Genomic DNA, 20485 nt, shown 5'->3' on the forward strand with positions numbered 1-20485 from the left:
ATGAATACGTCGATCTGTACGTGATCTAGTCAATCGAATCAGAAACGTTGCACAGGTATTTTCTCGTTTAATACCCACGGAAAAAAGTCATGGCCCACAATCTCCACAAAACGCTCAAGGAATTCGAAAGCGGCTCCGGCAAAGGCAAGTTCTACTCGCTGCCACAACTCGGCCGCGCGCTGAACGTCAAGATCGAACGCCTGCCGGTGTCGATCCGCCTCGTGCTGGAATCGGTGCTGCGCAACTACGACGGCAAGAAGATCGCCGAGGAGCACATTCAGCAACTCGCGAACTGGAAGCCGAGCGCCGCGCGTACCGACGAAATCCCGTTCGTCGTCGCACGCGTGGTGCTGCAGGACTTCACGGGCGTGCCGCTGCTCGCCGACATCGCCGCGATGCGCGGTGTGGCGAAGCGCGCGGGCAAGGATCCGAAGGCGATCGAGCCGCTCGTGCCGGTCGATCTGGTCGTCGACCACTCGGTGCAGATCGATCACTTCCGCGAGCCGAACGCGCTCGATCTGAACATGAAACTGGAATTCCAGCGCAACAACGAGCGCTATCAGTTCATGAAGTGGGGCATGCAGGCATTCGACACGTTCAAGGTCGTGCCGCCGGGCGTCGGCATCGTGCACCAGGTGAACCTGGAGTACCTCGCGCGCGGCGTGCACAAGAAGGCCGACAACGGCGACACCCTGTACTACCCGGACACGCTCGTCGGCACGGACAGCCACACGACGATGATCAACGGCATCGGCGTGGTGGGCTGGGGCGTGGGCGGCATCGAAGCGGAGGCCGGCATGCTCGGCCAGCCGGTGTACTTCCTCACGCCCGACGTCGTGGGCGTCGAACTGAAGGGCAAGCTGCGCGAAGGCGTGACGGCCACCGATCTCGTGCTGACCGTGACCGAACTGCTGCGCAAGGAGAAGGTCGTCGGCAAGTTCGTCGAGTTCTTCGGTGAAGGCACGGCCTCGCTCTCGCTGCCGGACCGCGCGACGATCGGCAACATGGCGCCGGAATACGGCGCGACGATGGGCTTCTTCCCGGTCGACGAAAAGACCATCGATTATTTCCGCGGCACGGGCCGCACCGAAGCCGAAATCTCGGCGTTCGAAAACTACTTCAAGGCGCAGAACCTGTTCGGCGTTCCGAAGGCCGGCGATATCGACTTCACGAAGACGCTCGTGCTCGACCTCGGCACCGTGGCGCCGTCGCTTGCCGGCCCGAAGCGTCCGCAGGACCGCATCGAGATCGGCAACGTGAAGAGCACCTTCACGGACCTGTTCTCGAAGCCGGTCGGTGAAAACGGCTTCGCGAAGAAGCAGGCGGATCTGGACGCGCAATACACGACGACCAACGGCGTCAACGTGAAGAACGGCGACATCCTGATCGCGGCAATCACGTCCTGCACGAACACGTCGAACCCGAGCGTGCTGCTCGCGGCCGGCCTGCTGGCGAAGAAGGCCGTCGAGGCGGGCCTGACGGTGGCGCCGCACATCAAGACGTCGCTTGCGCCGGGATCGCGCATCGTGACCGAGTACCTGACGAAGACCGGCCTTCTGCCCTACCTCGACCAGCTCGGCTTCACGCTCGCGGCCTACGGCTGCACGACCTGCATCGGCAACGCGGGCGACCTCACGCCGGAACTGAACGAAGCAATCACGAAGAACGACATCGTCGCGGCGGCCGTGTTGTCGGGCAACCGCAACTTCGAAGCGCGCATTCACCCGAACATCCGCGCGAACTTCCTGGCGTCGCCGCCGCTCGTCGTCGCCTATGCGATCGCGGGCAACATCACGCGCGACCTCATGACCGAGCCGGTCGGCAAGGGCAAGGAAGGCCGCGATATCTATCTCGGCGACATCTGGCCGACGAGCGAGGAAGTGCACGCGCTCCTCAAGTTCGCGCTCGACGCCGACGCGTTCCGCAAGAACTACTCGCAGCTCACGAAGGACGGTGACCTGTGGAGCAAGATCGCGGGTGAATCGGGTCAGGTGTACGACTGGCCGAAGTCGACGTACATCGCCGAACCGCCGTTCTTCGGCTCGGACTTCGCGATGCAGCCGGCCGACAGCATCCCGGCCGTGAAGAATGCGCGTCCGCTCGGCATCTTCGGCGACTCGGTCACGACCGACCACATCAGCCCGGCTGGCTCGATCAAGGAAGACTCGCCGGCCGGCAAGTGGCTGAAGGCGAACGGCGTGCAGAAGGCCGACTTCAACAGCTACGGCTCGCGCCGCGGCAACCACGACGTGATGATGCGCGGCACGTTCGCCAACGTCCGGATCAAGAACCTGATGATCCCGGTGAAGGCGGATGGCACGCGCGTGGAAGGCGGCCTGACAATCCACCAGCCGAGCGGCGAACAGCTGTCGATCTACGACGCGGCGATGAAGTACATCGACGCAGGCACGCCGACTGTCGTCTTCGCGGGTGAGGAGTACGGCACGGGTTCGTCGCGCGACTGGGCGGCGAAGGGCACGCAACTGCTCGGCGTGAAGGTCGTGGTCGCGCGTAGCTTCGAGCGGATTCACCGCTCGAACCTGGTCGGCATGGGCGTGCTGCCGCTGCAGTTCAAGGGCGCGGACAGCGTTCAGTCGCTGAACATCACGGGCGAAGATACGTTCGACGTCGAAGGGCTCTCCGACAACATCAAGCCGCAGCAGGAAGTGACGCTCGTGATCCGCCGCAAGGACGGCAGCGAGCAGCGCGTAGCGGTGCTGCTGCGTATCGATACCCCGATCGAAGTCGATTACTACAAGCACGGCGGGATTCTGCCGTTCGTGCTGCGCTCGCTTCTGGCAGCGTAAATTCGACGAAGCTTTGCAGGTGACCGCGCTCGGCAAGAGCGCGGGAACATTGAACCCGGCCGCGGCCGGGTTTTTTTTCCGCCGATTGCTCCGGCTACGACGCCAGGACCCGGGGACCCGACGGACGACGGGCAAACCACGCGATCACGCGCTCGACCCAGAGCTTGCGCGGCGCCGAGACCGACGCCATCGAAAAGCGGCCGCCATCCTGCGCCGCGCTCACCCAGATGGTCGAATAGGGCTGCAATTCGACGGACTCGCCCGCCCGCAGCCAGATGTCACCCGTTTCGCCCTCGACGGTCAGCCAGATCTGCCCGTGCGTGACCTTGAGGGTCTGCGGACGGTCGATAAACCAGCCTGTCGGAACGTCGTGCCGATCGAGTTCAAAAGTCCGGATTTCACGCATTTGTCTGCTCCTGTGTGCGCCATGGGACGCTTCACTGGCCCGTAACATCGAAGTTTCCTGTGACAGCCGCGGCGGGCAGTCGAGAGAGTCGCGAACCATTGAGATCATTATTGAGAAAGCCGCCGACAAATTGAATGCACACTTGTGAACAGTTTGACCAAACTGTTCTGTCAAATGCGGCAAACACTTTCAATTCCCTGGCTCGAACCGGCGCGTCACTGACCGACAAGGCCGCGAATCGCCCGGTTGTACCTTTGGCCTCAAGTTTCCCGAAGGACGTCCGTTAACCCGTTTTGAATTTGTGTCACGCCGATGACGCGGTCAGCCGTGCGTCCACGGCCGGCGCAGGAAGCGCCCGTTCGCGCAAACGTTTCAGGCTCGGGAGCGCGTCGCGCGGCGTGAACGCTCCGGCATGGCCGGCGGTCTCGACGCCGCTCAACTCCAATTAGAAAAATTTCATGGCACTGACTCAGCGATTTCGGCAATTCTTCCACCCGGACATTGCGCTCGACGTCGGCACCGCCAACACGCGCATCCACGTCCGCGACAAAGGGGTCGTGCTCAATGAGGCGTCGGTGATCTGCATCGGCCAGCCCGGTCAGACACAGCGGAAGGCGGACGCGCCGCAATCCGTCGGCGCCGAGGCGAAACGCATGCTGGGACGCCTGCCCGGTCACATCGAAGGCGTCCGGCCGATCAAAGGCGGCGTCATCGCGCATTTCGCGGAAACCCAGCGGATGATCCGGCAATTCATCGGCACGGCGCGAGCCGCGCGCGCCGTGCCGAGTTCGCCGCGCGTCACGGTCAGCGTCGCGAGCAGCGCGACCCAGGTCGAGCGCCACGCGATCCGCGAGGCCGTGCACGCAGCCGGCGCAGCTCATGTGACGCTGCTCGAAAAGCCGATCGCCGCCGCGCTCGGCGCCGGGCTCTCCACGCGCGACGGGCTCGGCACGGTCGTCGTGGATATCGGTGCGGGGACGACGGAGATTGGCGTCGTCGCGTTTGGCAGCGTCGCGCACAAGACGTCGGCGCGAGTGGGCGGCGACGCCTTCGACAACGCCATCATCAGCTACATGCGGCGCACGCACGGTCTCCTGATCGGCGAGCACACGGCCGAGCGGCTCAAGCAGGACATCGGCTGCGCGGTGTCCGACGGGCGCGAAATCCGCCTGGACATCATCGGGCGCAATCTGCTGGAAGGCATTCCGCGCACGCTGGGCATTTCGAGCCACGAGATCTTCGAGGCACTGAAGGACCCGCTGAACCAGATCGTGTCGCTGCTGAAGGGCGCGCTCGAGAACACGCCGCCGGAACTGGCGGCGGACATCGCCGACCGGGGCATCGTGCTGACGGGTGGCGGCGCGCTCCTGCGCGGCATCGACCAGCGTCTTGCCAACGAAACCGGCCTGCGCGTGCTGGTGGCGGCGAACCCGATGACCTGCGTCGTGCGCGGCACCGGCATCGCCATCGATACGCTCGGCCCCTACGCCTTCGAGTGATTTCGCGGCGATCACGAAAGCCTTCCGGAATGCTGTCAACGACGGGGGGACGTCGGGCGTTGAGGAGAGGTCGTGCAGATCGATACGGCGCGCAAGCGTCGCACGACGAGGCAGGCGAAAGAGGGAGCGTCACGACAAAAGAGGAGAGGTCGCTTTTCTTCTACCCCGATGTGTCGTTTCGACGGCCATAGACCGCTAACAAAAAGGAGTTTCCGATGAAACGATCGAACAGGTTTGCAGTGGTTGGCATGTTGGCTTTTGCACTTTCGGTACCGGCTTTTGCGCAGTCGGGCGGCGGCGGTTCCGCGAGCGTGGGCGGCAAGCCGCAAGGCCCCGATTCCGGCATGGCGGCATCGGGACCGCACGTGAAGCACAAGAAGGGCACCGGCGGCACGACGCTGCATCAGGAGAACAAGGCGGCGCATCTGAAGGGGGCGTCGGCGGCGAAGGCGGCATCGGCGCTCGGCACCAACGACAAGGGCCAGCCGCAGTAAAGCGGCCCGCTCGAGGAGAAGAAGGAAGGCGCGGCCGATGCCGCGCCTTCTTTTTTTTGTTCGTCACGCGTGGGTGCTTGCGATTCACGTCGACACACCTGCCGGCCGCGTGCACCTGTCTGCCATGCCGGTCGAACCTGCGACCCTCGTCGCTGGTGATCCGGAGTTCGGAGGACGGCGCGCGTCCGCGCGACCTCGGATCCGAAGTGCGCAGGGTTCAGGTTCGCCGCAATGACGTACCGATGTGCCGGGTTCCTTTCAAATAAATAACAAAATATCTTTACATTACGTTTAGCTTCCATCTATAACTGCAGTTACGTGTTGCGGACCGCCTGTCACGCACCATGCCTCAGCCCGCCAGGCTTGCCTGCGGGCTTTTTTTTTGCCTGCGCAACTTGCGAAGCTCATATCAACACATCTTTCAATTTTCTTTCAGTACTAACCCGATCTGGTGAAAACCCTGCCGTTTCTTTCACTTGACTTACAAGATATATCACATATTGTGTATCCCATTGCCACTCGACATTTTGAGATCGGCGAGGAGAAAGACGTCAATCCGGCGTCCGATTAAAAGGCAGCAAATGCCAAGGAGACAGTGATGGAAACAAATCGCCAGGTAGGTGCGCCGCGGCCAGGCTAGTTCGGCAACGCTCGCTTCACGCCCTTTGCAAACCGATATGCCGAAGGGTAAGCGTACGGTTTTTCCCGTTTCGTGAGCGACCGTGCCACGAGAACATCGAGATCAATGATTTAGGAGAACTTAAATGCTAGAGGCCACCGCCAAGCTTGCGCGCAGCGCGCCCGCGTATCCGTGCGCACCATCGGGTACGAATGCACAATCGATTAAAGGAGCGCCCAATGAATAATTCATCGGCGGCGCTTCTCCCGAATCTCCCTGCCTCTGACAAAACGCGCTGGATACAGCTTGTCGTCGGCGTCATCTGCATGATCGCCACCGCGAATATCCAGTACGCATGGACCCTGTTCGTCCCTGAAATCCAGGAAACCTACGGCTGGCCACGCGCAAAGATCCAGATTGCCTTTACGGTCTTCGTGCTCGTCCAGACCTGGCTTGCGCCGATCGAAGGCTACTTCATCGACAAGTTCGGCCCTCGCCTGATGGTCGCCTTTGGCGCCCTGTTCATCGGGGCGTCCTGGTGCATCAATGCGCAGGCCACCTCTCTCATGGGCTTCTATATCGGTGCAGCCGTTGGCGGCATCGGCGTGGGTTCCATCTATGCGACCTGCATCAACAACGCGCTCAAGTGGTTCCCGGATCGCCGCGGCCTTGCGGTGGGCCTCACCGCCGGTGGTTACGGTGCGGGTTCTGCGGCCACGATCCTGCCCATTGCGGCCATGATCGAGTCGTCGGGCTTTCAGCAAACCTTTCTCTTCTTCGGCCTCCTGCAAGGTTGTCTCGCCTTCGTCGCTGCGTGGTTCCTGCGCTCGCCGCGGTCCCATGAGGTCAAGGCATCGAAGAAGCTGGTTCAGGCCACGCGTGACTACACGCTCAAGGAAGCGTTGAACACGAAGCTGTTCTGGCTGATGCTTGTGATGTTCGTGCTGGTCGTCACCGGGGGCATGATGGCCGTGGCCCAGCTCGGCGTCATTGCAAAGGATCTGGGCGTGAAGGAATTCCAGGTCGACCTGCACTTCTTCGTGATGGCTGCCCTGCCGCTCGCCCTGATGCTCGATCGCGTCATGAACGGCATCTCGCGTCCGCTGTTCGGCTGGATCTCGGACAACATCGGTCGTGAGAAGACCATGGTCATCGCCTTCACGCTCGAAGGGATCGGCATCATCGCACTCGGCTATTTCGGCACCAATCCGTATGCGTTCCTGATCCTTTCGGGGGTCGTGTTCCTGGCCTGGGGCGAAGTCTACTCGCTGTTCTCGGCTCTGGCCGGCGATGCGTTCGGCACGAAGCACATCGGCAAGATCTACGGTGTTCTCTACACCGCCAAGGGTATCGGTGCGCTGTTCGTCCCGGTCGGCAACCTGATGATGGAGGCAACCGGAACCTGGTCGACGGTCCTGTACACCGTCGCCGCGATGGACCTGACCGCGGCCTTCCTTGCGATCATGGTCCTGCGTCCGGTGCTCGCGAGTCACGTCGCGACTTCCAGGAGCCTCTTTGCAAAGGAAACGGCCGCCGCCAGCGGTGCGCATGCCGGTGCCTGATCCGCACTAAAGCAAGCGGTCCGGCAACAACCCGGGCGGGCTTCTTCGGAAGCTCGCCTTTTTTTGTCTTGCGTGTCGGCGCACGCTTTGCAGCAAACAAGACGAAGCGCATCTGCAAAAGGGTCGCCTGACGGCGCCTCACCTGATCTCGTGATTCCAACAGGCAAGCGACGGCTTTCACGGGCTTTCATATGGCTTGACGACAATATTGACATGCGATCGAATGGAGCGAGCGCACAGTAGCGAACAGTTCGTCCGGTACTGTTTGCGCGTGCGGCAGAACTCTTCTTACGATTCACGCCATGAAACTCGAAATCGATGCGCAGACCGGCGTGCCGCTGACCGATCAGCTGGTCACGCAGATCGAGTCGCAGATCCGCTCGCGCCGCGTGCTCGCAGGCGCGAAGCTGCCGTCGATCCGGCAACTCGCCGCGGACCAGCACATCAGCCGCTTCCCCGTGATCGAGGCCTACGACCGCCTAGCCTCGCGCGGCCTGATCCAGCCGAAGCACGGTTCGGGGTTCTACGTCGCCAGCCATATCGACGATGAGGATCGCCGCCCCGGCGGCTGCGACCCCAGGCTTGCCGAGGAAGAATCGAGCCAGATCCTGCAGCAGTTCAACTACCCTGGCGAGACGCTGAAGCTCTCGAGCGGTTTCGTTCCCGAGTCGTGGCGCGACGTCGACGGCATCACGCAGGCGATCCGCCATGCGTCGCGGATGGACGTGAGCAGCGTAATCGACTATGCGATGCCGTACGGGGACACCAGCCTGCGCCACCAGGTCCAGTTGCGCCTTCATCACCTCGACATCGACGCCGATCTCCAGCACGTGATGATCACGCATGGCGCGAGCCAGGCGCTCGATCTCGTCATACGGTTCATGCTGAAGGCGGGCGACACGGTGTTCGTCGAGGACCCGGGCTATTACAATCTCTTCGGCCTCTTGAAGCTTCAGGGCGTGCGGCTCGTCGGCGTGCCGCGTCTCGTGACCGGCCCGGACATCGATGCCGCCGAAGAACTGCTCAAGCGCCACCAGCCGAAGCTCTTTTTCATCAACACCGTCTTCCAGAATCCGACGGCCACGAATGTCGCGCCGCAAGTCGCCTTCCGGCTGCTCCAGCTCGCTCAACAACACGGCTTCTCCATCGTCGAGGATGACATCTACGCCGACTTCCAGGCCGTGCCGACGCAGCGGCTCGCGTCGCTCGACCAGCTCGATCGCGTGATTTATATCGGCGGTCTGTCGAAGACGCTATCGTCCTCGCTCAGGATCGGCTATCTCGCGGCGAGCAAAAGCCTGGTGAAGAATCTCGTCGATGTGAAGGTGCTGACGAGCCTCGGCGGCTCGCGTTTCAGCGAAGCCGTCGCGGCGAACCTGCTCGAGCGGGGCACGTACCGGAAGTATCTGGAACGCCTGCGCCGTCGCGTGCGCGACGCGCTCTCGGGCGCCGCGCAGCAACTGGAAGCATGCGGCTGGGATGTGTTCGGCGAGCCGAGCGGCGGCAACTTCGTGTGGGCGAAGGTGCCGGGCATCGACGATTCAGCTGTGCTCGTGGAGGAAGCGCTGAAGTTCGGCATCACGCTCGCGCCGGGCAACTACTACCGGCCGAACGGCGAAACCTGCCCGTGGGTGCGCATCAATTCGGCATATACCGGCGACCGGCGCGCGACGCGGTTCTTCGAGCACATGGGCGCGCGCGGAACGGACGACGCGCCCGGCGCCGAACCGTTGAAGATCCCGGCCGGGGCATGACCGATGGCGCGATGCGGCTCGATGCCTCATCGCGCGCCTCCTTCGATCAGCGATGTTCCGTCACGAACTTGGTGACGAGATACGGCTCCATCGCTTCGCTGCCGCCTTCCGAGCCATAGCCCGAATCCTTCACGCCGCCAAACGGCGTTTCGGGCAGCGAGAGACCGTGGTGATTGATCGAAACCATGCCGCTCTCGATATCGTTCGACACCGCCGCCGACGTCGCCCCCGAACGCGTGTAGGCATACGCTGCGAGGCCGTACGGCAGGCGATTCGCCTCGGCGATCGCCTCATCGTAGGACTTGAACGTCGAAATCGGCGCGATCGGGCCGAACGGCTCCTCGGTCATGATGCGCGCGCTCAGCGGCACGTCCACGAGCACCGTCGGCGCGAAGAAGAAGCCTTCGCGGCCCACGCGCTCGCCGCCCGTCAGCACCTTCGCGCCGTGCTCGCGCGCATCGGCGACGAGCCGCTCCATCGCTTCCAGACGGCGGCCGTTGGCGAGCGCGCCCATCTGCACGCCGTCTTCGAGCCCGTTGCCGACCTTGATCGCGCGCGCCGTCGCGACGAAGTGCTGCGTAAACTCTTCGTAAGCGGACTCCTCGACGAGAAAGCGCGTCGGCGAAATGCAGACCTGCCCGGCATTGCGGAACTTCGCCGCCGCAAGCAGCTTCGCCGCGCGCGGCACGTCGCTGTCCGCGAAGACGAGTGCGGGCGCATGGCCGCCGAGTTCCATCGTCGCGCGCTTCATGTGCTCGCCCGCGAGCGACGCGAGAAGCTTGCCGACGGCGGTCGAGCCGGTGAACGAAATCTTGCGGATCGTCGGGTGCGAGATCAGATACTTCGACACATCCGCCGGCACGCCGAACACGAGATTGAGCACGCCCGCGGGCAGCCCGGCGTCGACATACGCCTGCACCAGCGCGGCGCAGCTTGCGGGCGTTTCCTCCGGTCCCTTCAGGACGACGGAGCAGCCCGCGGCCAGCGCGGCCGACACCTTGCGCACCGCCTGATTGATCGGGAAATTCCACGGCGTGAAGGCGGCGACGGGTCCGACCGGCTCGCGCGTGACGATCTGGCGAACCGCGTCCGCGCGCGACGGAATCACGCGGCCATACGTGCGGCGCGCTTCCTCGGCGAACCAGTCGATAATGTCGGCGGCGGCGAGCGTTTCGATGCGCGCTTCCGCAAGCGGCTTGCCCTGCTCCATCGTCATGATCGCGGCGATCTGCTCGGTGCGATCACGCAGGATCTGCGCGGCGCGGCGCATGAGCTTGCTGCGCTCGAACGCGGACACCTTGCGCCACGCGCTGAAGCCGCGCGCGGCGGCGTCGGCGGCCTGAGCGAGCTCCGCCTCGCCTGCAAGCGCGAGTCGTCCGATCTGCGCTTCATTGGCAGGGTTGATCACGGCGGTGTCGCGCGTGCCTGCGCGCCATGCGCCGTCGATAAAGAGCTGTGTGTCGGGATAGGCGGATTGTGTGCTGCTCATGCAAGTCTCCTTTCGGGGTGGGCTTTGGCGCGGGGAATCGCAGGGCGTGGCCCGCGTGCGCGACCATCGATGGTAACGCGAACACGGCAAGTCTGCCGGGCCTGCGATCACCGCGCAATGAACCCGCCGTGAGAATTTCATCGCCTGATAGTTGCATAGCGAACTTGTTTAAGCTAAGCTGCCTTCATGTTCGATCACTGCCTCTACTTCAACACTACCGCGCTGGCTCGCGTGCTCGAGCGTGAATGGTCGAAGGCGTTCAAGCCTTTCGGCCTTACGCCGTCGCAGGCATTTTTGCTGCGCGCGATACTGGATAAGCCCGGCCTGCTGCAAAGCGAATTGGCGGCGGGTCTTGCCATCTCGCGCCCCACGGCCACGCGCACGCTCGACGGTTTGCAGAAGCTCGGCCTGATCGAGCGCTGGTCCACGGAGCGGGACGGCCGGGAGTCGGCCATTCACGCCACGGCGCTCGGCGAGTCGCTGAAGGACGCACTCAACGGCGCAAGCGCGGAAGTGACGAGGCGGTTGAAGAAGAAGCTGGGCGTCGGGCACTTCGACGACGCTGTATCGAAGATGAAAGGAGTTCGTTCCAGTATCGAGTGATTTTTTTTGTTCTTATAGTTGCATTGCTAACTAAATTCCGGAGCAACGATCATGCCTATCCTCAACGTAAAAGTGAGCGCAAGGAAGTCGCCCGAACTGACGCGCGAAATCTCCGAACTGCTGCTCGACCTGACCACCCGCATACTGGGAAAGAAGCGCGAAGTGACGGCCATCGCCATCGATTTCGTGGAGCACGACAGCTGGGTGGTCGGGGGTCATCTTCTGAGCGAGCAGAACAGGAACAGCTTCTACTTCGACATCAAGATCACCGACGAAACGAATACGAAAGACGAGAAGGCGCGCTACATCAGGGAAGCGTTCGCGGGCTTCGAGCGCATTCTCGGCAACCTGCACGAGGAGAGCTACATCTATGTGCAGGATGTGAAGGCCGCATCGTACGGATACGGCGGCTACACGCAGGAATACCGGTACCAGCATTGACCGGAAATAGAGCCCGCCGACCGGGGGTCGGGCGGGCCGGATCATTACATCGGCGGAGCGACGCCGTCCTTCTCGACCACGATGCGTTGCGCGGCATACTCGCCGTCCTTGCCGGGGGCCGCAACGACGAACACCTTCTTGCCCGCCGTCAGATCGGTGCGCGCGGCCGGCAGGAAAGTGACGATCGGCACGTTCTCCGGCACGACGACCGAGTTGCTGCCGCCCTTGTACGAAAGCTTCAGATCGCGCCCGTTCGTCGATTCGACAACCGTATCCACGTTCGCATTCGTCATCGTGCTGTTGGGGCCGAGGTCCCATGCATAGTGACCTTCGCCCGTGCCGCGCGCGGACTCGGGGAAGACCACCACTTCGGTCGCCGTCATCTTGCCGTCGGTGCCGGTCGTCGCTGCCGTGCCGATGAAGGAGCCGGGCTTGATGTCGGACAGCTTGATGTTCTTCACCGCCGACACCTTCACATCCTGCTTGACGTCGATCTTGACCGTGTCGCCGCTACGCCGGTGGACCGTCAGCGTGTCGCCCGAGAGCGAGACGATGTCGCCGCGGATGCGCGTGGGCTTGGCGGCGGGCGTCTGCGCGAACGCCGCGGAAGCGACGACGAGCGTCGCGACGGAAACACCGAATTTCATGCGAAATGACATGGAAGCTCCATTGAAGTAACGGTAAGACAATCGAACCGGTTCATGATCCGCCGAACCAGTTATAGCCCTGGTTCTCCCAGTAACCACCGGGATATTGGTTGGTAACGGTGATTGAGACGATGTGTTTCGGATTCTTGTAGCCGAGCTTCGTCGGCATGCGCAGCTTCATCGGAAAGCCGTACTTCGGCGGAAGCACCTGGCCGTCGTAAGTCAATGTGAGGAGCGTCTGCGCGTGCAGCGCGGTCGGCATGTCGATGCTCGTCGAGTAGTTGTCGGCGCACTGGAAGGCGACGTACTTCGCCGTCGTGTCCGCGCCCGAGCGGGCGAGAAAGTCCGCGAAGCGCACGCCGCCCCATTTGCCGATGGCGCTCCAGCCCTCGATGCAGATATGCCGCGTAATCTGGCTTTCCTGCGGCAGGGCGCGAAGCTCTTCGAGCGTCCACACACGCTTGCCCCTGGCGAGTCCGCCGACCTGGAGACGATACGTCGCCGGATCGACCTCCGGCACTTCGTCGATGTCATAGAACGCGTTGAACGGAAACGGCCGCGTGATCATCGACTCGGGATAGGTCGGCGCGAGCTTGTTCGGATCGAAGAGCAGCGCCTGCGCGTCGTCGTTGAACGAGGACATCTTGCGCAGCATGGCGTTGACAGACTTGTCGTTGGTCAGGTCGCAGCCCGAGAGCATCGCGAGGCCGCCGAGCGTAAGAATGCGCTTGCCGAAAAGACGCCGCGCGGGCGCCCTCAATTCCTTTTGCGCATCCTTGATGATCGACGCCGCGTCGAGGCCGGATACGCCCGTAAGAATCTTGCGGATCGACATGAATCAACGTCCCCGAATCATCAAGAGCAGCGAACGCGGCACGAGCGCGACCATCACGACGTGCAGCACGAAGAAAGCCACCAGAAAGCTCATGGCGAAAAAGTGCACGACGCGCGCGGAGTCATAACCGCCCATCAGCGTGCGAAGCATCGGAAACTGCACAGATTTCCAGACCGCAAGCCCCGACAGGATGACAATCACGAGATCGGCGATCACCGCGAGATACGCGAACTTCTGCACCGCGTTGTATTGCGACAGGTCGTCGTGACCCAGCTTGCCGCGCAGCGCAGCCAGCGCGTCGGCGACGACGCTCTTTACGCTGACGGGCCACAGCTTGCGGTGAAAGCGCCCCGTTGCCGTATTGAGGACCACGTACGCGATGAAGTTCGCGACCAGCAGCCACATCGCCGCGAAGTGCCACTGGAGCGCGCCGCCGAGCCAGCCGCCGAGCGTGATGCCCGCAGGGAACGTGAGCGCGCTGAAAATCGGCGATGCATTGTAGATCTGCCAGCCGCTCGTCACCATCACGACGACGGCCAGCGCGTTGATCCAGTGGGTCACGCGGACCCAGCCCGGCTGAACGGTCTGCTGCTTCAAGTTCGTCTCGCCCTGTGTTGCAATGCGTTGAACAGCCGGCGCGAAAGGGGGTGTAGCGCATCGGGGCCGGCATCTCGATTCCAGCAGGCATGTTAGCGACGGCCCTCTGATGCACGCATGACGGCTCTATGACTTTTTTGTCATTTTCGGGGGGCACCTGCGCGCGCTCGTTAAAATATCCTTACTCCATTCATCGCCACGGGCATGACCATCCTCGTTATCGAAGACGACCGCAAGACCGGCGACTACCTGAAAAAAGGGCTCACCGAGTCGGGCTATCAGGTCGATCTCGTTCGCAACGGCAACGACGGGCTGCATCAGGCGCTCGCGCATCCTTACGAACTGATCGTGCTCGACGTCATGCTGCCCGGCATCGACGGCTGGCAGATCATGTCGGCGTTGCGCGCAAAGCGTGACCTGCCTGTCATTTTTCTCACGGCCCGCGATCACGTGACCGACCGCATTCATGGCCTCGAACTCGGCGCCGACGACTATCTCGTCAAGCCGTTCTCGTTCACCGAACTGGTGCTGCGCATCCGCACGCTCCTGCGCCGTGGCGTGGTGCGCGAGTCGGATGTGTTCCAGATCGCGGACCTGCACGTGGACGTCCTGCGCCGCAAGGTGACGCGTCAGGGTATCGATATCGCGCTCACCAACAAGGAATTTGCGCTGCTGCATCTCTTCTGCAAGCGTCAGGGCGAGGCGCTGTCGCGCACGCTGATCGCATCGGAAGTATGGGACATGAATTTCGACAGCGACACCAACGTGGTCGATGTCGCCATCAAGCGGCTGCGCGCGAAGGTCGATCAGCCGTTCGAGATCAAGCTCATCCACACGGTGCGCAGCATCGGCTACTCGTTCGGAGAGAATCCTTGAGCGCGACGTGGCCGTCGCGCTCGCTCGCCGTTCGCATCACCTGCCTCTTCGCGCTGATCGTCTGCGTCGTGGTCGGCATGGTCGGGGCGTCCCTGTACGATGCGACCAATCGCGCGCTCTCCACACGCGCCGACTATCAGCTGATAGGACGTGTCGAGCACTTCCGTTCGCTCCTGCACGACATGTACACGATCAAGGAGCTGGAAGCGCGGCCGCGTCTGTTCGAAACGATGCTCGGCGACCGGCAGGACGTCATCATCTTCCGCCACACGGGCGTCGCTCCGTTCATCAACGTCAATCCCGAGAACATGCCGCTGCCGCCGCTCCAGGCGGTGGCCGTCACGCGCCCGGTCACGCTGGAGGCGCTCTACGAAGGCTCCCGCGCCGATGGCGTGCGCATGCGCTGGGTCGCGGCGCAGGCGCAGATCGGCGAGAGCGGAGAATTGGTCGAGATCATCGCCGCGCACGTGATGACGCAGGAAGCGCACGTGCTCGCATCGTATCTGCTGCGCGTGTGGATCACGGTGATCGGCGCGGTGCTGGTGACGGTGCTGCTCGCGTACTGGGTATCGAGCCGCGGCCTGCAGCCGCTCACGAAGATGGCCGACAAGGCCGCCGAAATCACGCCGAGCCGGATGTCGACGCGGCTCGACGTCGCGCAGGCGCCCGCCGAACTGCAGCGCCTCGCGGCATCGTTCAACGCGATGCTCGACCGCCTCGCGACCGGCTACGAACGCCTCCTGCAATTTTCCGCGGACCTGGCGCACGAAGTGCGCACGCCGATCGGCGTGCTGATCGGCGAGACGCAGGTGACGCTCGCGCACACGCGCAGCGAGGCCGAATATCGCAACGTGCTCGAATCGAACCTGGAGGAGCTGGAGCGGCTCGGGCGCATTGCGCAGAACATCCTCTTTCTCGCGCAGGCCGATCATGAAACGCAGCAGATCGAGCGCACGCGTCTCGACATCCACGAGGAGCTGGAAACGATAAGCACCTATTTCGAAGGCATCGCGGACGAACGGCAGATCACCTTCGACGTAACCGCCAGCGGCGAGATGGTTGCAAATGCAATCATGTGCCGGCGCGCGATCAGCAACGTCGTCGTCAACGCGGTGCGGTACGCGGCGCCCGGCACCGTCGTGCGCCTCTCGGGCCATGCGGATGCCGATGGCGCGAGCATCGTGGTCGGCAATCAGGGCGAGGTCATCGCGCAGGCGGAACTGCCGCGCCTCTTCGACCGCTTCTATCGCGGCGACGCTGCCCGCAGCGAGTTCACGGAATCGAGCGGCCTCGGTCTCGCCATCGTGCAGGCAATCATGCGGCTGCACGGCGGCCACGCATCGGCCACCTGCACGCGCGACGGATGGATAGAATTCACGCTACGCTTTGCCAACCCGTGACTCGCCGCCCGCCCGTTCTACGACGCGCTCATGCAGGCGCTAGGCGCAAGGAAGGTCTACGACATCCCCGGCGCGCTCGGCTACGGCGAGCGCTGCGACGCAGAGGACACGGCATCGAGCTATCTGGCGGTCTACGAGGACGCGGGGATCATCGGCGGCAACAGGCGGCACTGGTGTTTCAAGGCGGCGTCGCGTGAACAGGTCGACGCGTTCCATCAGGCGGGCCTGGATCATGGCGGGCGCTCGGACGGCGCGCCCGGCCTGCGCGCCGACTACCATCCGCACTACTACGCCGCCTTTCTTCTCGATCCCGCGGGCAATCGCGTGGAAGCTGTCTGCCACGCGCGCGGCTGATCAGACACGGAGCTCCGCGCAGCGCGACTCCGGCGCCATTTCCTCCCGCAGCGCGAGCAGCCCGTGAATCTGCGCGACCACGGCCGCGCCTTCGCCCACCGCCGCCGCCACGCGCTTGGTCGATGCCGCGCGCACGTCGCCGATCGCGAACACGCCCGGCACGCTCGTCTCGAGCGGCAGCGCGTCTTCGTGACCCTCGCGGGCGGCCGCACCGGTCAGCACGAAGCCCTTGCTGTCCACGTTCACATTGCAGTTGGCGAGCCACGCCGTGTTCGGCTCGGCGCCGGTGAAAAGAAACAGATGCCGCACGTCCAGCCTGAGCGGACCGTCGGGCGTCTCGCAGTTGACCGTGGTCAGGCCGCGGTCGTCGCCATCGAGCGAGGCGATCGCGGTGCGTGCATGCAGGGTGACATTGGGCAGCGACGCGAGCCGGTCGATGAGATAGCGCGACATGCTCGATTCGAGGCTCGCGCCGCGAATCAGGATGTGCACGTGCGCGCAATGGGACGCGAGATACACCGCGCCCTGCCCCGCGGAATTGCCGCCGCCGACGAGCACCACCTCCGAGCCCTTGCAGAGCTTCGCCTCCACGGGCGACGCCCAGTAATAGGTGCCGTGCCCCTCGAAGCGGTCGAGCCCCTCGATCGCCGGGCGCCGGTAGGCCGCGCCGCTCGCGATCACGACCGTGTGCGACGACACCCGCTCGCCGCCGTCGAGTTCGATCTGGATCGGCGTGCGGTCGCAGTGCAGCGCCTTGATCTCGGTCGGAATCGCGATGTGCGCGCCGAATTTCTGCGCCTGCACGAACGCGCGGCCCGCGAGCGCCTGGCCCGAGATGCCGGTCGGAAAGCCGAGATAGTTCTCGATGCGCGAGCTGGCGCCCGCCTGCCCGCCGGGCGCGCGGCAGTCGAACACCGCCACCGAGAGCCCTTCCGAGGCCGCATACACCGCCGTTGCGAGGCCCGCCGGTCCCGCGCCGACGATCGCGACGTCATAGATATGCGACGGATCGAATTCCGGCAGCCAGCCGAGCTGCGACGCCACCTGGTTTTCGTTGGGCGCGCGCAGCACGGTGCCGTCCGGGCAGATCACGAGCGGAAAGTCGGTCGTGGACGCGGAAATGCGCTCGAGCAGCGCGATCGCATCGGGGTCGGTGCAGGCGTCGATCACGGTATGCGGATAGCCGTTGCGGCGCAGGAAACCCTGCAGCGACACGAGCCTGCCGTCGTCCGACTGCCCGAGCAGCACCGGCCCGCTACCCTTCTCGATCAGCCCGACGCGCCTCAGGATCAGCGCGCGCATGATGCGCTCGCCGAGTTCCGCTTCCGCGACGAGCAGCGCCCGCAGGCGCTCCGGCGGAATCACGATGCCTTCGACGTCTTCGAGCGCGTAGCCGTCGACGAGACACGGCTTGCCCGACAGCTGCGCGATTTCGGCAAGGAACTGGCCGGGCGGCTGATCGATGATGAGATGCACGTTGCCGAGCGCATCGCGCCGGTTGATCCGCACGAGCCCCTTCAGCACGACGACCATGCCGCGCCCGGACTCGCCCATCCTGAACAGCTCCTGGCCCGCCTTCCAGTGCGCGACCGTGCCGAAGCGCCGCATGCGCTCGATCTCGCTATGCGTCAGTTTCGGAAACATCTGGTGAGCGCGGGTTTCGAGCGGGGAGAACGGAGCGTCCTCGCCCTCGCTGGACGGAGCCGAACTGGCGCCGGTCGGCATCACGTTGGGGTCTTCCGACGGCCCGCGCGGGCTCCAGGCCACCACGCCGGGAAGAATCTCGCGGGACGGGTCAGCACTCATACCTGTACTCATGCACGATCTCCATGTGGAAAACCAGCTTCCTGCAGGGACGCGGAACCCACCGACGACTTCACCGGCCACGGACACATCGCGGCCATTTCGCCGAGTTCCTCCGGCGCGACGCCGCTCTCGCCGAATTCGGTGACCGACGACACCTCGTAGCCGGCGAGCCGCCATGCGTCGAGCCCGCCCGTAAGCGGCACGACGTCCTTGAAGCCCGCGGTGCGCAGGGTTTTCGCCATCCACGCCGCCGACACTTCGTTCGGGCAGGAGCAGTAAATGACGATCTTGCGCGTCGTGTCGTAGCTCTCGATGATCTTCTGCAGCTCGCGCTCGTCGGCGGACACCGACCCCGGGATGATGAACGGATCGAGCATGCGCTTTTCCGGCGAACGGATGTCGAAGATCGTCGGCAGCGGCTCGTTCTTCATCAGCGCGTAAAGTTCGTCGACGCTGATGCGCGCCTTTTCCAGCGTCGCCATCAGCATGCGGCGGCGCCACCAGCGGTACGCGACGTACGCCGCCAGCGCCACCGCCACCACCAGCACCGCCTGCCGGCCGAGCCGCGAGATCAGCGCGAACAGCAGTTCGAGTTCCGCCGCGAACGTGACGCCGAGCGAGAGCCCGACCGCCGCCCACAGCGCGACACCGACGCCGTCGTGCGCCACGAAGGTGCGCAGGCGCACGCCCATCGCGCCCGCGAGCGGCACGGAAACGAGCGAGAGCCCCGGAATGAATTTCGCGACGAGCAGCACGCGCACGCCCCAGCGGCCGAAAAAGCGCTCGGTCTTCTTGACACAGGTATCGCGCGAGAGCGACAGCTTGCAGATGGTCTTGAGCGTGCGGTCGCCGTAGCGCCGCCCGCCCTGGAACCACACGAGATCGCCGAGCACGCCGCCCACCACCGCCATGCCGAGCACGCCAAGGAGCGGCAGCCAGACGCTCGAACCGCCCAGCGACATCACCTGGATCGACGCGCCGACGACGATCAGTGTCGGCATCGCGGGCACGGGCAGCCCGAGGGCCGCGCCCATCACGTTGACGAAGACGATCGCCGGGCCGAAGCGATCGACAAGCTCATGCAGCAGCATGGAGTTCTCCCGCGCGCGTAGCGGTGTTGATCGGGTGACGAAAGGGGGGTGGGCGAAGTGCGCGATAGAGCGGCTCCATTCACGCGCGGTGCGCGCCGCCGTTCGTCACAATAAAGAGATGAGTGTAGCGCGGATTGATGCAAGGTACCTTGCATCGCGCGCGAAGACCGGCGCCGCGAGGTGCGGCGCCGTGTGGATTCAGGACTTAAGGAACACGCCCGGAAAGCGCGCTCCTGCGCCGTTTCAGGCGCGCTCGTCGGCGATGTAGGCGCGGATCACGTCGGCGAACGTCTTGTCGCCCTTCAGGCCGAGCTGCTCGGCGCGCTTCGTGTCCCACGCGCCCGGCCAGCTGCCCACGATCTTCTCGACGCGCTCGTCGCGCTGCCAGTCGATGCGCGCGACGGCTTCCTCGCCCGCCACTTCGCGCAGCGCCGCGACCATCTCGTTCACGCTCACCGAGAGGCCCGGCAGATTGACCACCGGCCGGTTGCCGAGCGCGGCGCGATCGATTTCGCAGCCCGCGATCAGGGCCTCGATCGCGCTTTTCGGCGAGAGCAGCCAGAGCCGCGTTTCGCCGTCGACCGGGCACACGGCGCGCTCGCCGTTGAGCGGCTCGCGAATGATGCCGCTCGCAAACGACGAAGCCGCCGCGTTCGGCTTGCCCGGGCGCACGCTGATGGTCGGCAGGCGCACCACGCGGCCGTCGACGAAGCCGCGCCGCGCGTAATCCGAAAGCAGCAGCTCCGCGATCGCCTTCTGCGTTCCGTACGACGATTGCGGATTGAGCGCGGTGTCGTCCTGCACGACGTCGGGCAGCGTGCCGCCGTAGACCGCGACCGAGCTGGTGAACAGCACGCGCGGCGCGTGGCCGCGCGCGCGGCACACTTCCAGCAGCAGGCGCGACGCGTCGAGGTTGATGCGCATGCCGAGCTCGAAATCCGCTTCCGCCTGCCCGCTCACGATCGCCGCGAGGTGGAAGATGGCTTGCGTGTCGGTGTCGATCGCGCGCTCGAGCACGCTGCGATCGGCGATGTCGCCCGTTTCCGCGCGCACGCGCTTGTCGCCGAAATCGGCGGCGCGCACCACGTCGAGCAGCACGAGCTCGCTGATCGGCTTGCCGTCGAGCTCGCCGCGTTCGAGGAGACGGCGCGCGAGGCGCTGTCCGAGGAAACCGGCGCCGCCGGTAATCAGAATTTTCATGATCT

18 protein-coding genes are annotated in these 20485 nt (G+C 64.2%); 10 read left to right on the top strand and 8 right to left on the bottom strand.

The window, feature by feature from the left end:
• Positions 1-89: 89 nt before the first annotated feature.
• The gene (gene acnA, locus BG61_RS31400) at positions 90-2807 is read left to right on the top strand and encodes an aconitate hydratase AcnA (RefSeq protein ID WP_035937434.1); all 2718 of its coding nucleotides are present in this window, start codon (positions 90-92) and stop codon (positions 2805-2807) included.
• 94 nt (positions 2808-2901) lie between these two features.
• On the opposite strand, the gene BG61_RS31405 is transcribed toward acnA, so the two are convergent.
• Complete coding sequence (locus BG61_RS31405; RefSeq protein WP_035937433.1) at positions 2902-3213, bottom strand: DUF2917 domain-containing protein; 312 nt, start codon at positions 3211-3213, stop codon at positions 2902-2904.
• 458 nt (positions 3214-3671) lie between these two features.
• Between BG61_RS31405 and mreB the strand changes: the two genes are divergently transcribed.
• The 4 genes from mreB (at position 3672) to BG61_RS31425 (ending at position 9141) form a co-directional block, all read left to right on the top strand.
• Positions 3672-4712: a rod shape-determining protein gene (gene mreB, locus BG61_RS31410; RefSeq protein WP_035937431.1), complete on the top strand. Its 1041-nt coding sequence runs from the start codon at positions 3672-3674 to the stop codon at positions 4710-4712.
• A gap of 215 nt (positions 4713-4927) precedes the next feature.
• Positions 4928-5206, top strand: coding sequence for a hypothetical protein (locus tag BG61_RS31415; RefSeq protein WP_035937429.1), 279 nt, complete (start codon positions 4928-4930; stop codon positions 5204-5206).
• A gap of 858 nt (positions 5207-6064) precedes the next feature.
• Entirely contained in the window at positions 6065-7387 is a 1323-nt protein-coding gene (oxlT, locus tag BG61_RS31420) for an oxalate/formate MFS antiporter (RefSeq protein WP_035937427.1), read from the top strand.
• A 302-nt stretch (positions 7388-7689) separates the two neighbouring features.
• Entirely contained in the window at positions 7690-9141 is a 1452-nt protein-coding gene (locus BG61_RS31425; RefSeq protein WP_051672918.1) for an aminotransferase-like domain-containing protein, read from the top strand.
• 46 nt (positions 9142-9187) lie between these two features.
• On the opposite strand, the gene BG61_RS31430 is transcribed toward BG61_RS31425, so the two are convergent.
• Entirely contained in the window at positions 9188-10630 is a 1443-nt protein-coding gene (locus tag BG61_RS31430; protein WP_035937424.1) for an NAD-dependent succinate-semialdehyde dehydrogenase, read from the bottom strand.
• Positions 10631-10816: 186 nt separating this feature from the next.
• On the opposite strand from BG61_RS31430, the gene BG61_RS31435 reads away from it, so the two are divergent.
• Positions 10817-11233, top strand: a complete 417-nt coding sequence (locus tag BG61_RS31435; protein ID WP_035937423.1) for a MarR family winged helix-turn-helix transcriptional regulator — start codon at positions 10817-10819, stop codon at positions 11231-11233.
• Between the two features lie 51 nt (positions 11234-11284).
• Positions 11285-11674 (top strand): tautomerase family protein, encoded by a 390-nt coding sequence (locus tag BG61_RS31440; protein WP_035937421.1) that lies wholly within the window; start codon positions 11285-11287, stop codon positions 11672-11674.
• A 44-nt stretch (positions 11675-11718) separates the two neighbouring features.
• On the opposite strand, the gene BG61_RS31445 is transcribed toward BG61_RS31440, so the two are convergent.
• The 3 genes from BG61_RS31445 to BG61_RS31455 are packed head-to-tail and all read right to left on the bottom strand — an operon-like array spanning position 11719 to position 13681.
• Positions 11719-12333, bottom strand: a complete 615-nt coding sequence (locus BG61_RS31445; RefSeq protein ID WP_035937419.1) for a hypothetical protein — start codon at positions 12331-12333, stop codon at positions 11719-11721.
• Positions 12334-12373: 40 nt separating this feature from the next.
• Positions 12374-13156, bottom strand: a complete 783-nt coding sequence (locus tag BG61_RS31450; RefSeq protein WP_035937417.1) for a molybdopterin-dependent oxidoreductase — start codon at positions 13154-13156, stop codon at positions 12374-12376.
• A 3-nt stretch (positions 13157-13159) separates the two neighbouring features.
• The gene (locus tag BG61_RS31455; RefSeq protein WP_370818096.1) at positions 13160-13681 is read right to left on the bottom strand and encodes a cytochrome b/b6 domain-containing protein; all 522 of its coding nucleotides are present in this window, start codon (positions 13679-13681) and stop codon (positions 13160-13162) included.
• Between the two features lie 276 nt (positions 13682-13957).
• Between BG61_RS31455 and BG61_RS31460 the strand changes: the two genes are divergently transcribed.
• Genes BG61_RS31460 through BG61_RS43410 form a run of 3 tightly spaced genes read left to right on the top strand, consistent with a single transcriptional unit; the run spans position 13958 to position 16383 of the window.
• On the top strand, positions 13958-14629 hold the full coding sequence (locus BG61_RS31460) for a heavy metal response regulator transcription factor (protein ID WP_035937412.1): 672 nt from the start codon (positions 13958-13960) through the stop codon (positions 14627-14629).
• Entirely contained in the window at positions 14626-16029 is a 1404-nt protein-coding gene (locus BG61_RS31465; RefSeq protein WP_035937409.1) for a heavy metal sensor histidine kinase, read from the top strand. The genes BG61_RS31460 and BG61_RS31465 overlap by 4 nt, the downstream gene beginning before the upstream one ends.
• A gap of 30 nt (positions 16030-16059) precedes the next feature.
• Complete coding sequence (locus tag BG61_RS43410) at positions 16060-16383, top strand: VOC family protein (RefSeq protein ID WP_169743329.1); 324 nt, start codon at positions 16060-16062, stop codon at positions 16381-16383.
• Here BG61_RS43410 and BG61_RS31475 read toward each other — a convergent pair whose 3' ends face one another.
• The 3 genes from BG61_RS31475 to denD form a co-directional block, all read right to left on the bottom strand.
• On the bottom strand, positions 16384-18108 hold the full coding sequence (locus BG61_RS31475) for an FAD-dependent oxidoreductase (protein WP_232256371.1): 1725 nt from the start codon (positions 18106-18108) through the stop codon (positions 16384-16386).
• An 89-nt stretch (positions 18109-18197) separates the two neighbouring features.
• Positions 18198-19277 carry a DedA family protein/thiosulfate sulfurtransferase GlpE gene (locus BG61_RS31480; protein ID WP_081868242.1) on the bottom strand — a complete coding sequence of 360 codons (1080 nt, stop codon included), beginning with the start codon at positions 19275-19277 and terminating at the stop codon, positions 18198-18200.
• 246 nt (positions 19278-19523) lie between these two features.
• On the bottom strand, positions 19524-20480 hold the full coding sequence (denD, locus tag BG61_RS31485) for a D-erythronate dehydrogenase (protein ID WP_035937404.1): 957 nt from the start codon (positions 20478-20480) through the stop codon (positions 19524-19526).
• Between the last annotated feature and the right edge of the window lie 5 nt (positions 20481-20485).

Origin of the sequence: Caballeronia glathei, from assembly GCF_000698595.1 — a bacterium.
GTDB lineage: Bacteria > Pseudomonadota > Gammaproteobacteria > Burkholderiales > Burkholderiaceae > Caballeronia > Caballeronia glathei.